9 protein-coding genes are annotated in these 15,357 nt (G+C 45.3%); 6 read left to right on the top strand and 3 right to left on the bottom strand.

Features of this window, described 5'->3' with window-relative positions; translation table 11 throughout:
• Window position 1: 1 nt before the first annotated feature.
• Window positions 2–946: a HAMP domain-containing sensor histidine kinase gene (locus MKY97_RS20960; protein WP_342552204.1), complete on the top strand. Its 945-nt coding sequence runs from the start codon at window positions 2–4 to the stop codon at window positions 944–946.
• 847 nt (window positions 947–1,793) lie between these two features.
• The gene (locus MKY97_RS20955) at window positions 1,794–3,347 is read left to right on the top strand and encodes an acetamidase/formamidase family protein (protein ID WP_342552203.1); all 1,554 of its coding nucleotides are present in this window, start codon (window positions 1,794–1,796) and stop codon (window positions 3,345–3,347) included.
• A 208-nt stretch (window positions 3,348–3,555) separates the two neighbouring features.
• Here the strand turns inward: MKY97_RS20955 and MKY97_RS20950 are convergent, their stop codons facing one another.
• The gene (locus MKY97_RS20950) at window positions 3,556–8,529 is read right to left on the bottom strand and encodes a discoidin domain-containing protein (RefSeq protein WP_342552202.1); all 4,974 of its coding nucleotides are present in this window, start codon (window positions 8,527–8,529) and stop codon (window positions 3,556–3,558) included.
• A 592-nt stretch (window positions 8,530–9,121) separates the two neighbouring features.
• Here MKY97_RS20950 and MKY97_RS20945 point away from each other — a divergent pair.
• Window positions 9,122–9,805 carry a hypothetical protein gene (locus tag MKY97_RS20945; RefSeq protein ID WP_342552201.1) on the top strand — a complete coding sequence of 228 codons (684 nt, stop codon included), beginning with the start codon at window positions 9,122–9,124 and terminating at the stop codon, window positions 9,803–9,805.
• 255 nt (window positions 9,806–10,060) lie between these two features.
• On the opposite strand, the gene MKY97_RS20940 is transcribed toward MKY97_RS20945, so the two are convergent.
• Both MKY97_RS20940 and MKY97_RS20935 read right to left on the bottom strand, forming a co-directional pair.
• Complete coding sequence (locus tag MKY97_RS20940; RefSeq protein ID WP_342552200.1) at window positions 10,061–10,906, bottom strand: sulfurtransferase; 846 nt, start codon at window positions 10,904–10,906, stop codon at window positions 10,061–10,063.
• A 131-nt stretch (window positions 10,907–11,037) separates the two neighbouring features.
• Window positions 11,038–11,982 carry a DMT family transporter gene (locus MKY97_RS20935; protein WP_342556409.1) on the bottom strand — a complete coding sequence of 315 codons (945 nt, stop codon included), beginning with the start codon at window positions 11,980–11,982 and terminating at the stop codon, window positions 11,038–11,040.
• 290 nt (window positions 11,983–12,272) lie between these two features.
• Here MKY97_RS20935 and MKY97_RS20930 point away from each other — a divergent pair, with 290 nt between their 5' ends.
• The 3 genes from MKY97_RS20930 to MKY97_RS20920 all read left to right on the top strand — a co-directional run bounded on the left by MKY97_RS20930 (window position 12,273) and on the right by MKY97_RS20920 (window position 15,086).
• Window positions 12,273–13,175, top strand: coding sequence for a polysaccharide deacetylase family protein (locus MKY97_RS20930; protein ID WP_342552199.1), 903 nt, complete (start codon window positions 12,273–12,275; stop codon window positions 13,173–13,175).
• A 130-nt stretch (window positions 13,176–13,305) separates the two neighbouring features.
• Window positions 13,306–13,962 carry a YkyA family protein gene (locus MKY97_RS20925; RefSeq protein WP_342552198.1) on the top strand — a complete coding sequence of 219 codons (657 nt, stop codon included), beginning with the start codon at window positions 13,306–13,308 and terminating at the stop codon, window positions 13,960–13,962.
• A 230-nt stretch (window positions 13,963–14,192) separates the two neighbouring features.
• Entirely contained in the window at window positions 14,193–15,086 is an 894-nt protein-coding gene (locus MKY97_RS20920) for a hypothetical protein (protein ID WP_342552197.1), read from the top strand.
• Window positions 15,087–15,357: the final 271 nt, after the last annotated feature.

Below are 15,357 nucleotides of genomic sequence, written 5' to 3'. Positions count from 1 at the left end.
AATGGTACTCATGTCGCTAACAAATGTAGTTATAATGGTTTTGGCTCTGATCGTAACGTATCTGTTCTTCTATATCTATCGTTTACGAAGCAATTTATCTGAAATGATGCTAGTCCTTGAAGATATTATTCGGGGGAATACGAATCGAAGATTGCTTATACCTCACCATGATATTTCAACTCAAATTTGTTATAAAATAAATGAAATTGTAAAAATTAATAATGAAAAGCTATCAGGCTTAAAAAAGGCAGAACAATCGAATAAACTCTTAATGACAAGCCTCTCCCATGATATAAGAACACCACTTACCTCATTACTGGGTTATTTAGAAGCTATAGATAAAGGCATTGTTGATGGAGTGGAAAAAGATGAATATATACAAATTGCAAGGGCTAAGGCACAGGACTTGAAGGAATACATAGATATTTTGTTTGAATGGTTTAAACTAGATGCTAAAGAACAAACTTTTCATTTTGAAGAGGTGGAAATTTATGAGTTAACACGTAATATTGTGGCAGGATGGATTACGGTTTTTGATAAGCACCATTTCCAATATAAACTTGATATTCCGAGTGATGAATTGTGTATGTACGTGGATAAAAATGCTTACAGTCGTATCGTCAACAATCTGATTCAGAATGTGATTACACATAGTGGTGGAAACTTAATCGAGCTGGCAATGAGCTATAGGGAAGAGCAAGTGAAAATTACAATTACAGATAATGGACGTGGGATTTCTGAAAAGGATTTACCCTTTGTATTTGATAGGTTATATGTATGTGATCCATCTAGAAAATCCAAGAGCAGTGGGCTTGGGTTGTCCATTGTCAAGGAGCTTGTCAAAGGGCATAATGGAAAAATCTTTGCTGAAAGTCGATCTTCTCAATATACACAATTTATTGTTATACTTCCGCTAAATATAGAGGAAGCAGAACGGAGGTCGTAGAAAACACGAATGGCTAGATGAATTTCATCCTCGGACACTTCAAAGTCAACCCCGTGTTGGTGGTAGGCATTTTCCCATTTTACAGATATAAAAATCCCGATTCCATATTTGGAAACGGGATTGGATCACAGATGTTTTTCCTCGTGTTAATTGTGAGATATAGTAAGCGCTGCGCAAATTAGTGCTGCTTTCGAATACCAGGACTTTACCTTCCACCTCGTACCAGCGTACCATTGGTCCTCCAGTCTTGGTTGCATTCGGTGTTCCATAGACTGCAATGACGTGCATCAGTTTATCTAAAGCAGCCCCCACGTAAGACTGTCAAAGTTGTATCTCGAATCTGCCTGCATGAGGAGCGAATTGGCGACCATGAGTTTTTTATGCTGGACCATATAAATATCTTCAAACCTATCATTTCAAACGAATTTTACGAACTATGCCGAAAAAACAAGCTCAACCTGAATGTTACAGAAGTAAGTGATGTAAGTATCTAAAAATGGTGCATCAATATAATGCAAGCACAGAGAAGCCCTCGCATGACGTGGGCTCTTTAGTCTTTATTCTACCCCGTCGCCACCGTATTTTCCTCATAACTGATCCAGTCGCTTCAGTTCAATATTTCGATTGTGCAAATTTCTGAAGGTCCTTAAGTTTAGTAAATGTATTTAAATCACGTCGCTTTTTTATGTCAGGTATATTGACGTAAATTTGAATTCATAGGTTTTTTTCTTGGTTTATATCTTTTAATGTGATTTTTATTTACATAAATGTATTGTTGTTCATATACTTATATGGTAATGTGTTTTTATGAGTTACATAATATAACATTATATAGAGGGGGGACGTCATGTTTATTAACCGAGCTGTTAGGAGATTTGGAGTTTCAATAGGGATTGTTGGTATATTTACATTTGCTCTACCTTCAGTGGGCTTGAGTATGCCGCTGCAGCCAACAACCCTTGATAAGGTAGAAGGTGATTATTATGTAACGTCTGCGATTGAGAACATTCGCTGGGGGTCACTGCCTAATCGAGATAGCTCTCCTATTCTTACAGTACCATCAGGAAGTGCTGTAACATTTGACACGGTATCGCATGAGGGACTGATCGAGGATCAAGGGAGAAATCCAGTGGAGTACTTCGGCAAATTTGGTATCTCACCTGATGGAGTGTTGGATGATGCGAAGGTAATTGCGACTTCTGAGATTAAACATGATTATGTAAAAGACGGACCTCATATTATCACTGGACCAGTAGCGGTTGAGGGAGCGATGCCAGGAGATGTCCTTAAAGTAGAAGTCCTTTCGCTGCAGACTCGAGTTCCCTATGGTGTTATTTCTAACCGTCATGGTAAAGGTGCCCTCCCTAACGAATTTCCAGAAAATACAGGTCCACAAGAGGGAGCTGGCGCGGCAAAACCGGAATTATATAATAATGTATCTATCTTTACGCCTATTGAAGAAATCAACGGCAATTGGTATGGTTTATTACCAACAAAAGCTGGCAAGAATGTACGTTTCCCAATTAACCCGTTTCTCGGTGTTATGGGGGTTGCGCCAAATACCAGTGAAGTTGTGAGTTCTATCCCGCCTATTGAAACAGGAGGGAATATGGATATTAATGAGTTAGGTGTTGGTTCAACTATTTATTATCCGATTCAAGTTAAAGGCGGGCTATTCTATACTGGAGATCCACATTTTGCTCAAGGAGATGGAGAAGTAGCATTAACTGCATTGGAAGCATCCTTAAGAGGTACAGTTCGGTTAACAGTGTTAAAGAAAGGTGATCCATCAATACCACATCGTGGAGAATTCACGCAGCCCTTTGCTGAAACAGAGGATTATTGGATCCCAATTGGACTGGATCCTGATTTGGATGAAGCCATGAAAGAATCAGTACGTGAATCGATTCAATTTTTATCCGATAAGCTTGATATGGATAGAAGTGTGGCTTATGCATACCTATCGGCCGCAGCGGATTATGAAGTATCTCAGGTCGTAGACCGAACCAAAGGGGTTCATGGACTCATTCGAAAGACTGATTTTCTTGAATATGTTGACGCTGCAATGAATGTAGGTGGTACCTTAATCAAGCCGGTTGTTCATAACGATGAGTTCTACGTACCGATTCGAACCATTTCGGAGCTGTTGGGCGGAACAGTAGAATGGGATATTAAGACGCGTACAACGAAAATCAAATTAGGTTCCAAAAATATAAATGCTCAAATTGGTTCAGATGTATATTCAATTAACAATAAATTAGTGTTTAATACTAAAGTACCTAAGCTTTTAAATGGCGAAACCGTAGTTCCAGTTTCTATTATTAATGAAATACTAGGTGCTTATGTAAACTGGACGACGATCGACAAGACCCTAACAGCAAATGTTTCGTTAAGTAAATAGCAATAATGTTTCTTTATTCAACCGTGGTGGACAGGTCCATCACGGTTTTTGGTTATCATGAATCCAACAATAGAAGCGGGTTATTACCAAAAACCACCCCTGTCCCGCAAAATTAAGGGAGAGGGGTGGTTGGCTGCATGAACGATATTTAAATCTTAGATTCATGTTTTTTAATTCGCGCAAGATGGATGCTTTATAATTCAGCGTATCATCGGTACAGCTTCAACTCAGCAATAGACCACCACCATTCAGCATTGTCCGAAGTCAAAGCAATTTTGACATATCGTGCCTGCTGGTTCGTGAACATCGCGGAGATTAGAGGATCGGTTCCCAAAGCATCTGAAACTAAATTCCATTGCTCTCCATCCGTTGAAGTGAAGATTGTAAAACTACGGGCATAGTCATTCGTACTGCTGCCTGAGTCCATAGTTAACCGGCTAAAATTTTGGATGCTCCCCAAATCAATCTGAATCCACTGGTCTGTTTGCTGTCCGGACGCAGAGGTCCAGCGTGTGTTCAGATCATCATCGAGCAGTGCGCTAACGTCTTCAGACGTGGAAGCTGTAACTGTCCAAGACGTCCGATCCAGTTCGGTAGGCAGCAGCTCATCCTGTTCTCCAGGTGTCCATGGCGTCTGATCAGAGGTATAAACCGCAATTTCAGATACAGACCACCAGTGAGAATCCGTTCCGGTCTGAACGATCTTGATATAGCGAGCCTCATGGGGAGCGAAAGCAATAGAAAGTACGGCATTTTCCCCTTCACCCGCAGCTGCAGCTTTACCCCAATCCATGCCATCCAGTGAGGTGAATACTTCATAGCTGCGAGCATAATCCTCACTGCTATGAGCACTATCCAGTACAATCCGGTTCACCGTCTGTGAATGGCCCAGATCCAGCTGAAGCCACTCACCACCTATTTGTGTCTGACCGGAAGTCCAGCGTGTTTGGTCCGAGCCATCCAGTATCGCCGCTGCAGCTTCATCACCAGAAGACGCTGTGACGGACCATCCATCTGGCAGGAGACGTTTTTGTTTTCCTGTTCCATAGTGCTGAACGAACAACTCAGAAACCGACCACCATTGGTCGGATTCACCCGTCTGCATAATCTTCACATAACGGGCTTCCTGCTCAGGGAAGGTGATGGAGAGACGTCCTGTCACGCCTTCGCCTCCAGCAATAGATGTTCCCCAGTTCTGCCCGTCATCGGAAACGAAGATGCGATACTGTCGTGGATAGTCATCCTTGGCGTTCCCCGGGTCCAGTTCTACCGCATCAAAAAGACTCGTTTGCCCAAGATCAATCGTGATCCACTGTCCTTTGGATTGCTTTCTCCCGTTCGTCCATAACGTCTCGTTTTTTCCATCCAGCATATGAGCCGTGATATCCGTTCCTTGTGTGGAGGAAGCAGTCACGATCCAAGTTGACCGATCGGGCAGCGGGGCTGGATTTGGATGTTCAGGTGCTTGAGCCAATTTACCAAATCGGGCGAGCTTGAGTTCCGAGATGGACCACCAGCTGTCTGCGGGAGCAGTCAATACAATTTTAATATAACGTACACTCTGCATCCCCAAATCGACGGACATGCTCGGAGATGAGCCTGTTCCCTGTGCAATCGGCTTGCTCCAATTCTCATCGTCCTTCGAAACGTAAACTTCATACCCGTGGGCATAATCACCCCCGCTGCTGCCGGAGTTCATGAAAAGGGTGTCCATCATCTGCTCGCTGCCCAGATCAATATGGAGCCAGTCTCCAGGCTGCTGCGTTTGTCCAGATGACCAGCGGGTGGCCAAATCTCCATCAATCATGCGTTTCACTGCTTCCGAACTGGAAGAGGCGGTGATCGTCCATGCGCTGCGATCCAGATAAGTGACGCCTTGTGAAGCATCCGGCTGCTTAACTACCGTATGCTCCAATGGATTGACCTTCACTTGAGCCTTCGCATAGACGGCAGCCGAACCCAAAGCCCCGCTCGCATTAAAGAAGCGAACCGTCTTGGTGGTATCCGACGGATTCCAGATTTGTGCCGTGTAGACGCCATCCTTTTCGTAGACAGTTACTGCCGGAGAATCAGCCCAAATATCCATTGTACGTGTTCCTGTGGATGCCATACTATGCATGAACCAGTAGGCGTTAAAGACTTCGTTTTGCTGCATGTCTTTTGTATTCCATTTCGCAAGAGCAGCCTGCGGGTCCCCGATGGATTGGAAGGGCCAAATGATGTGCTGCCATGTGCGCTCCTGCTGACCACCAAGATCCTTGATCATCCCGTTGTATAGTGCGGCAGTATTCTTCGGATCACGGCCGTAATAGGTCATCCACTCCGCCGGCGGCAGCCAGTGAATGCCGTAAATATGTTCTGCGTCGTTGGAGAAGTACGTGCCATACAGGTAAGCACTGCCGTATACATGCCCTACGGTAGCGTGTTTGTATCCTTCCAGCCAGTTGTCCCCATCATAGTTGAACCAATACTGCTCGGCCGCTTTTTCTTCGGTGACGAAGCCCCAGATGCCTGTATCACGATAGGCTTTATTCCCTGTTACTTCGCCCCACATATATTGTCCGACCCAACTGAACAGAGCTTCACCTGCCGCTTCCTGATTGTTTCCGCTGCGATTGTCGGCATAACCTCCTGCCCAGGAATGACCTGAATAAGGATCAAAATTACGCATCCATGGGAATTGATTGTCTGTACGCGAAGGATTGGCATAATCCCGGATCAGCAGTTCAACCATATCGCCATAATCTTCTACAAACGTTGGATCATACATGGCCAGCACCGCAGATGCAAAAACGTAATAGCCATACGTAAAATGATGATCCGTCAGTCCGGTGTTGACACCAAACCCGCTCCCATAAGGGAAGATCGTTCCCCATTGATCCGAGTAATAAAAATAATAGGAGTGCAGACGTTCATCCGGTGAAAAGGTGTACCAGTCGGTCAAAATGGTTCTTAACAGGGACAGGTAGTGGTCCCGACGTTCGTGATCCCCAAGCTGATCGCTAATGAGCACACCCAGTGCAAGCGGATGAAGCTTTTTCCCCTGCCAGTATGGATCTTCGCTCATTAAATTACCCGACGTATCTGCATCAAGCTGATCCAGATAACTGATTAATTGCGCGCGTGAGTATGTCGGATCGTCCGGCTCTACAAATTGCGGAATAATACCGTAGAAACGATCCTTTGTCGTAAAGCTATTGCCTTCGCTCACTTTCATCATCCCACGAATGGAAGGATACGTGAGCTCCGTGAGTGGAGTAGTTGCAAGTTTCCACTGATGAGGGAACAAAGCCATTAATGTGTTCGCAGAGAAGTTGGCACGCTTCGTTTGTGTAACGGAGCTGAAGGTCGTTGTAACTTGGGAAGTGCTCTCGTTATAGTCGTAATCGACCTTCGTATCCGTTACAAAAGCATAGGCATGCTGGTAATAGTATGCTAATTCTGATGCATTCGGCAGGGTGGCTAGCGATAAATAATTTTCGCCTGATCCCAGCTTGATCTTAAGTGTATTGCCAAGCTTTATAAATGTGGTTCCTTCAGGCGCATAAAGGCCGTAGTTTCTTGTAAAGGTTTGCGGCGAAGGAGCCCTGTCTTGATTGGTGACTTCTACACCGATATGATCGCTTGTCCATGATTCCCCGTCCTGCAGCACAATCTCGCGGTCTTGATCATCAAAGAGACGTGTGATGTTCGGTGAACGGAGCAGGATCGTGTCCGGGTTCTCGAACGTGTTGTACAGGAAAGGGGAGCCTTTGACAAAGGTTGTGTTGACCTTCGCCGTGTCATCATCACTCATGGTGATGTTTGCGGAGTAATCCCCGTACCCTGCCACCTTGGTATTAACCTTGGCTGGGTTCATACTGCTTGTTGTCAGGATAAGGTCAGCTTCACCATCGGCATCCATAGAGCTGCCGTCAGCAGAAACGTATCCAGCACCAGGGTTCAAAATATGAAGCCCCTGCTTGGTGTATCGGTTTTTGAACGGCAGCGTGACCAGACTGTTTCCATCTCCTAAATCCGAAACAAGAATCGACTGCCACCAGTCATTAGATGGAATCGGGGCAGTGATGTCAGCTGTACGATTCTTTGGGTTTTTCGGCTGCAGCATTGTAATGTCGTTAATGGCATAACTGCCAGCCCCAACCTGTACTGAGCTCATCTCAGGGATAGCCGGAATGGTGTAGACCGGCTTTTCATCACCTTGAATATACTCATATACATCAAAAGCATAGAGCGAATATCCGTTGGTTGTACCTCTGCCAAGCCCTGCGAACTTTACATATCTGGCTTCTGCATATACAGCAATGTCATCTCGTCCGCCGTTACTGTGTATCTCCCGGTACAGCGTAGTCCACTGCTTTGCATCGTTGGATACCTGAATGTCATAAGCACGTCCAAACGCATTCTCCCATTGTAGAGAAATTTCTCCGATTTCATGACGCTTTCCAAGGTCCACAACAATCCATTCCTGATCCTTGTATATGGAAGACCAGCGTGTGCCTGGATCACCATCCGTCACATTGCGCGCCTCATAATTGCGTTTCTCCATTTTGGCCTTGTCTTCGGCGGAGCGGCTGGGTTCATCAATCTCTTCTGATGATGCCATGACCGATTTACCCAGAGCGAGGTTGGCGGCAACCGGTTTTGGAGGAGAATTTGCTCCACCCGTTCCATAAACATCGAACGAGTAGAGAGATACACCATAGGCTTGCTGTGCCCGTTCGTGGCTAAACAAACGCACATATCGTGCGTTGGCAGAAACCTCGACTTCCGTCAGACCGCCTTGGCCCTTCGTTGTGGAATATACTTGCTTCCAGTTCACCTCGTCATCTGATACTTCAAGGTCGAAGGCGGATGCATAAGCATTTTCCCACTCAATCGAGATATTCGAGATGGACGCCGCTGCGCCCAAGTCAACATAGATCCACTGAGGGTCCTGCTGCCATACACTTTCCCATCGGGTATTTTTGTTTCCATCCACGGCATGATCGGCTGTATTCCCGCCAAGGGATGAGGAACTATATACCGGTCTGTTCAGGGATAAGAGATATGACCCTTCTACTGCTGCGTTTGCTGCTTTGCTTGGCCAGAGTGGTACACTGCTGATCAACAACAGCATAGATAACAGCAAGTTCACGCAGATGCTGCGCTTGTTTCGTTTGTGACTCGTTCGTCCCTTCATCTCTTCTTCTCCTTTGTTAGCTCTTGTCTGTTCACAAGACAGAACTTTCTCTTTTCCTAACAACCTGTTATATGTATGATTCTGTTCTCCCGTGCCGCATTCCTGAGATCAATTTCAGAATGTAAACATGGGATATGCGGATGCTCATTTGTTGTATATCGATCATTTAGATTGGATTATAAAGCTTTTTTAAACGTTTTCGCAGAAAAAGAGACATATGTCCTACAGGCGGAAAGCATGGTGTGCAACTATGAAATGCCGAATTGGGATTACGGTCTGATAGAGAGGGTTTGTTTACAGGGAAGTCAAAAAGCCCGTTTGTCGCGAGCTTCAAGACTTTCTATAGGGGATCTGGCTGACAAATTTAGTTCTTGGTGCATTGGTTACTGGACGTTCGGCGAAAAACGTTTATAATGAATACCAAAAAGCGGAAGAAATGTATCCAAGGGAGAGCAAAAGAGTCATAAAATTGACTGGGTACTATAAATAAAACCATGGAATGGTCCCCCTCTCAAACTTTTTGTATTCAGATGGGGATTCAGACTGATTGCTATGTCATCGAATCGAATAATAGTTTACTGGAGGAAATACAATGAAACGTGTATATCTTTTATTCTTATTAGTTATTGTATTTACTCTTAGTGCATGTCAAGAGACTGAACGTAATATGGGGATAAGTGAGGAATCAACTGCGGTTGCGGTAGGGGACAACCATACCGAAAATGATGAGGTTTCAGATAGCTTATTGAGTGTGAATAAATCTAATGATTCATCTAATTTTTTGACTATAGAACCAAACAATCTGTCAACATTGGATTTCGAGAAAGCATATAAATTATGTACAGAGGCCTTATCAGGATATTATAAGTCCATCTGGAACGGAATTCAGATGGACGTCAGCAAATATATTGATAATCCGAATCTTAAGCAGTATACGGAAAAAAAGATCACCTCACAACATAATCTGTTTCGCAAAAATAACCTTACCTCTAATCAAATAAAAGAAATCAAGATTGGCGCTGAAAAAGTAGATTATGTTGAAGGTGACAACAGTTTTTTCTATCTAAAATTAAATGCACGTATTACGAAGGATGTAGGGAGCTATGCTGAACCTACTGAATTTCTGGTACAAAATATGAATGGGAAATTAGTGATTGCAGACTGGTACACCTTTGGAAAGGATAGTTACGATTCCACTGTCCGAGGAGAAAATCAAAATATAAATAATCCATATATATGGAACGAAAGAGAATGGGTAGATAAAATTAAACAGTGAATAATACTCATCTATTATTATCAAACCTTACTACAGAAGCCCTTGTTAGTGGGCTTTTTTTGTTTTTCTAAAAAAAGCATAAATTTTGTTAACCTTATATAACCTTTTGATGTACTTGTTTATCTAAAAGCTATATAGAGTCTTTAAAAGGAGATGTTCCTGCTCATCCCTCGATTGTGATTGTACAAGCATAGTGAAATGCCGCCTGAAGCTTTTAGACTCCATGCGGCCATCGCCCAATTTATACATTCAAGCTTAAGTCGAGCTATCATCCCCCGTCTCCACCGAATTCTCCTCATAACTAATCCAGTCGCTCCAGCTCCCGGAATACAGCTTCACATTCGTATATCCTGTCTCCTCCAGCGCAATCACGTTCGGGCAGGCGGAGACACCTGAGCCACAGTACACAATAATTGCATCATCTTTCCCCAGCTTCACGAACCGCTCTTCTAATGCCTCAACACCAGACCAGTGACCATCTGCACCAAGCACGTCTTTCCAAAAATAGTTCACCGCTCCCGGAATATGTCCGGCCTTGGCATCGATCGGTTCCTCCAGCCCCGCATAACGGCGGGCATCACGGGAGTCGATGAGCACGGCGCTGCCGCTGTCTGATGCTTGCTGCACATCCGTAACACCTGCCAGCATTTGCGGTTGCAGCTTCACGTCAAATGAAGACGGAATCTGTACCGGTACGTCCGTTGTCACCGGGAACTTGGCGTTTTGCCAAGCGGTGAAACCTTCGTCCATAACATATACTTGTTCATGACCCATATAACGCAGCAGCCACCACAGACGCGAGGCGTTCATACCGCCTTGATCGTCATAAGCAACAATCCGACTATTGGAGCCGATGCCAGCTTTGGAGAGACGACTTGCGAGCACAGCCGGATCAGGGAGCGGATGGCGCCCGCCATGCTCGGTTACTGGGGCAGAGAGATCCTTTTCGAGATCAAGGTAAACGGCCCCCGGAATATGTCCAGTTTCATAAGCGAGCCGCCCGGCATCGGGCTGTCCCAGCAGGAAACGGCAATCTGCGATGACGACATCTGGTTCGTACATTCTGGCGAGCAGCCAGCGCATGGATACAATATTTTTCATAACAACACACCGCCTTCATATGTAATAAGCTGTACTCAATGCAGCCGGAGTCTGCTTCATGCGCGCCCCGGTGTTTGTTTATCCATCCATATCATTTTCTTAGAAAATAAAGTTAAATCAATGAAAAGCTGTTATACTATTTTAGGTTCAACAGGACCTGAAGCCGTGATGGGCGCATCAGCCGGAATGGGCTGGGGTTTGGTTTTGCCGTAACGAATGAAGACCCATACGCCGAACAGGATGACGACACCAGCTGACATTTGAAGTGTGCTCAGTGACTCTCCCAGAAGTACCCAAGCCAACAGGGATGAGAATACAGGTTCTCCGAGAACACCCATCGATACAGTCGTCGCGTTCATATACTGCAGCAGCCAGTTAAATAGATAATGTCCGAAGATCGTAGGTACGATAGCAAGCAGCAGGAAGATCCCCCATTCTGAAGCCGCATAACCCCCGAACGGATGACCCATGGCCAGATTGTAAACGGCGAACGTACAGGCTGCGACGAGAAACACCCAGAAATTATATGAAAATGCACTGAGTCCTGTTCGCAAAAATTGACCCAAAAGCATATGCACAGCTACCGCCATCGTGCCGAGCAAGGATAGAATGTCCCCCTGCAGCGCAGTGCCTGCCACCTGGAAATCTCCAGCACCAATGATGATGGACCCTAGCAGAGCAATACCCATACCAATGAGCATCATGCGGTTGATTTTGGCTTTGAACAGCCATACCGAACCTGCGAGAATCAGAATGGGCTCCAGAGCAAGGATCACAGTGGAACTTGCGACACTGGTCAATCTGAGCGATCCCATCCAGAGCAGAAAATGCAGGGCCAGCATCACGCCGGAAGCGATCAGTAAGATCCACTGGCGGAAATTCAGGCGCATCATCTCATGTCTGTGCGGCCAGATGAACGGAAGCATAAGCAGATTGGTTAAAAACAAGCGATACATGGCAATGACCGCAACATCTGCGTCAGACCAGCGTACAAAAATAGAGGAGAATGAAATTGCAATTATGCCGACAACAAATAACACATAAATGGATCTGCCGACACGGTTCAGGCTTGTCATTGGTGCAGCTCCTTTAATAAAAAATAAGATCACCTAAATCACCTCATTATACAGTAGAAGATCAGCACAGGGAAGATGTCCACAGCGGAAAGAATGCCAGATTACGAATGAGTGCAGCTGTACTGCGAAGTTAGAGGAATATAAGCAAGAGATAAGCAATTTGTAACCGGGCTTGTAACTATTCTGTCATTCACAGAGCCTGGTTTTCTATTAATCTTCTATATATAGACATGAATCGAGAGAATATTCCATTCATCGGGAAAAAATGAAAGTTAGGAAGTGGCCAGGTCGTGAGAGTACAACAAGAAACAACGCGAGAGTATGGAAATGCAGTTCGCAGCGTAAGTCGCAAACAAACCCATAGAAGAAGAAAAATCCGCTACGGCAGATTAAGTGCGGCGCTTATGCTGCTGATACTGCTTGTTACGGGATTAACATATGCGTTTATCGGTATGACTCATTGGATTAAATCGGTGGCAGCCCCGCCGCCCATTGCTGTAATTGAACAACCAGCCAAGCTGGGTATGATCCAGGTTACACCGGAGGCGAAGGAGGAACCGGCACGGTTTCTGGGGCAGGTTCGCAAAGTGGCATACATAACATTTGACGACGGGCCAAGTAAATTTACAGATCAGCTGCTGGATATTTTGAAACAGCATGAGGCGAAGGCAACCTTTTTCATGGTTGGACGCCAGTTGAATGAGCACCCGGATGCAGTGAAACGTTTGTACAAAGAAGGCAGCTATCCTGGGCTTCACAGCATGACCCATGACTATAAAAAGCTGTACAAAAGCGGAAGCTCCGCTAATTTTGTGAATGAGTTCAAAAAAGAGCAGGAAAAGGTAGAGAAACTGATCGGATACAAACCGCATCTTATCCGTGCTCCTTATGGAAGCAGTCCGCAGATCGGTGAAGCTTTCAGGGGAAATATCGCGGCGGCAGGATTCAAAATGTGGGACTGGACAACGGACTCACTGGACTGGAATCTTCCAGGTCAGCCAGACAAAATTGTAGACCGGGTGAGCAGCAGTGTACACCGGGATAAAGAAGTTATTTTGATGCATGAACGGGAACAGACGGTGCAGGCGCTGCCGCGCATTATGAAACTGCTGGAAGAACGGGGTTATGAGTTCGAAGTGTACGATCCGGATGCCCACTGGGTTGTCAATTTCAGTCATGATACTCGTCTGTAATGGATGAACGGCAAACATTACACAAACAAGATCGGGCCTTATGTAACTTTTGTGAAAATAAAATGCATATAATTTCAGCAAGACGAAGGCATAGGAATTTTATACGGTTAGGGTAAGAGAGGGAGAACAAATGGTAATAACGAGTAAAAAAATAGCATTGGCAGCATGCAGCTTACTGCTTGTGCTTCTGCTTAGCGGATGTGGAGAGCCGCAGGAGCCTGCAGCCAACCAGGTGGATCGATTGGTGCAGGGGGGGCAGGGGATTGACAAAAGTCTGAAGGAATTGTCTCGCTATGAAGAAGAGGATATGGCACTATATAAATCCATTTTAAGCAAAGGCCAGAATAAAAATAGCGATATTGAAGCACTGCTGGATCAAGCACAAGCTCATATTCAGGAACGAAGAGCACTGCTGGAGAAGACCCGTAAGGAAATGCAGGATACGGATGAGAAAACCGAAGCGCTGCGCCATTCTCTTAAGGAACTTACCATTGAGAAAGAAGAGACGCTTGCCCACGCGGGAAAAGTGCTGGATCAATATGAGGCAAGGGCCAGAACATTTGAGCTGTTTACTGCCTCTTACGGACACAGTCTGGACGCGGAAGAGAAGCTGTACGGCCTAATGCGCGCAAGTTCGAAACCAAATCTGGCTCAAATTAAACGTGCTATTCGGACACGCAATGAAGAGTACGCCAAACTGGCTGAAGTGCGAAAACAATTCAACCTGCAGACTCAAGCGTTTAACGCGGCTCATGCACAATTGGTGAAGCTGGATCAAGCAGGTTGAGGATGGAAGCCAGGCCCACGAATACCGTTTATACGTGATTGAGCTGTCTGCCTTCCGTGTAAGTAATATTAAGCGAGGCTGTATAAATAGAACGAATCTTTAGTCTTTGCACAGGAGCGGCGATGGGTAGGCTGCTCTGTTATGGAAGTGATTGTGTGAGGCATGGTTAATTCCACGTGTACAGCGGCATGGATAAGCAGCATTGCGTATAAGCTAACGGAGGTGTTCATATGCGAAAAGGGAATACAACAAAGGTAAGCACCACACTGGTGGTACTGCTAATGGGATTCTCGCTTGTGGCTTGCGGGAGCACTGCACCCGAAATTCAGCCATCTGTGAACAATACGAAAGAGTCGTCACCAGTACCGGAGCAGCAGACGGAAGAACGTAATGTCATCGAAGCCGAGGGTATTCTGACTGGCTGGGCAGATCCACATACGGTCGAGATTCGAGTGAAGGACCAAGCAATGTCCTTCCAGGTAGAGGAAGAGATGCAGAAGTCATTAGATGATATCGATGATGAGGATTCGGTTCGTTTCAAATATGTAGAAAGATCGGTGGATGCATCGACCAAACAGCTGGTGCTCACCGGAATTACGAAAATTGGCTCACCTGCCAAGGATAACAGTGGTGCTGGGGAGGAAGATGCGGTAACCTCGGATCGCCCCAAAACGTCAGAGCTGGAAGTCACTGTGGAAGGAATCACCGAGAAACGGCCGGCAGCCTTGGCACAGGCTGAGGGATATTCGTTTTATATTTTGGAGCCCATGGCTTTTGATGCAAAAGAACATGAGTTAACGATGAAGGTTAACCCCGCGTACAAGGTAGGGATCGAGAAACTGCCTGCGGATTTCAATCTGGATAATTTGAAAATGAATGCGAAAGAAGAATTATCGAAGACCGGAGAGGTAAAACAAGTAACAGGTGAACAGCTCAGCAGCGGACCTATGAAAGATGCGAGACTGTTCATGATGTCGCAGAACGAGAAGAAGACGCAGTATGTTATCGTCAAAGAATTGGACGGAAATGGATTTATCTTCCATGTTAATGCGCCGGTTGGTGAACCTTCTGAAGGATTCCTTCCGATGGTGTATGCTTCGGTGAACACGATTATGAATGAATAGACTAGATCATCCATCATAGTGAACAGCGTGTTTCCTTACAAAGGGGAAAGACGCTGTTTTATTTTATGCAGCTTGACGACATGAAGAGCTGGAAAGAACAGAGCTGCCGTGCATAGGTTCCTCCCGGCTCTTTGTCGTATACATGATACTGTTGGTTGGATTATATGCTGCATCCGTAGGTTGAATGGCAAGTCAAGTGAGTGCGGTAGTAGACAGCCTGTACCCTTGAAGTTCTTGATAGCGGGTATTATCTGCTGATGAACAGAATGCG

The sequence above is a fragment of the Paenibacillus sp. FSL R7-0652 genome (genome assembly GCF_038595045.1).
Taxonomy (GTDB): Bacteria; Bacillota; Bacilli; order Paenibacillales; family Paenibacillaceae; genus Paenibacillus.
This window is presented reverse-complemented; position numbering and strand designations above follow the sequence as displayed.

Coding starts and splice junctions, on each gene's coding strand:
- MKY97_RS20960 (WP_342552204.1), top strand. CDS start 2: ATGGTACTCATGTCGCTAACAAATGTAGTTATAATGGTTTTGGCTCTG.
- MKY97_RS20950 (WP_342552202.1), bottom strand. CDS start 8,529: ATGAAGGGACGAACGAGTCACAAACGAAACAAGCGCAGCATCTGCGTG.
- MKY97_RS20925 (WP_342552198.1), top strand. CDS start 13,306: ATGGTAATAACGAGTAAAAAAATAGCATTGGCAGCATGCAGCTTACTG.
- MKY97_RS20955 (WP_342552203.1), top strand. CDS start 1,794: ATGTTTATTAACCGAGCTGTTAGGAGATTTGGAGTTTCAATAGGGATT.
- MKY97_RS20945 (WP_342552201.1), top strand. CDS start 9,122: ATGAAACGTGTATATCTTTTATTCTTATTAGTTATTGTATTTACTCTT.
- MKY97_RS20940 (WP_342552200.1), bottom strand. CDS start 10,906: ATGAAAAATATTGTATCCATGCGCTGGCTGCTCGCCAGAATGTACGAA.
- MKY97_RS20920 (WP_342552197.1), top strand. CDS start 14,193: ATGCGAAAAGGGAATACAACAAAGGTAAGCACCACACTGGTGGTACTG.
- MKY97_RS20935 (WP_342556409.1), bottom strand. CDS start 11,982: ATGACAAGCCTGAACCGTGTCGGCAGATCCATTTATGTGTTATTTGTT.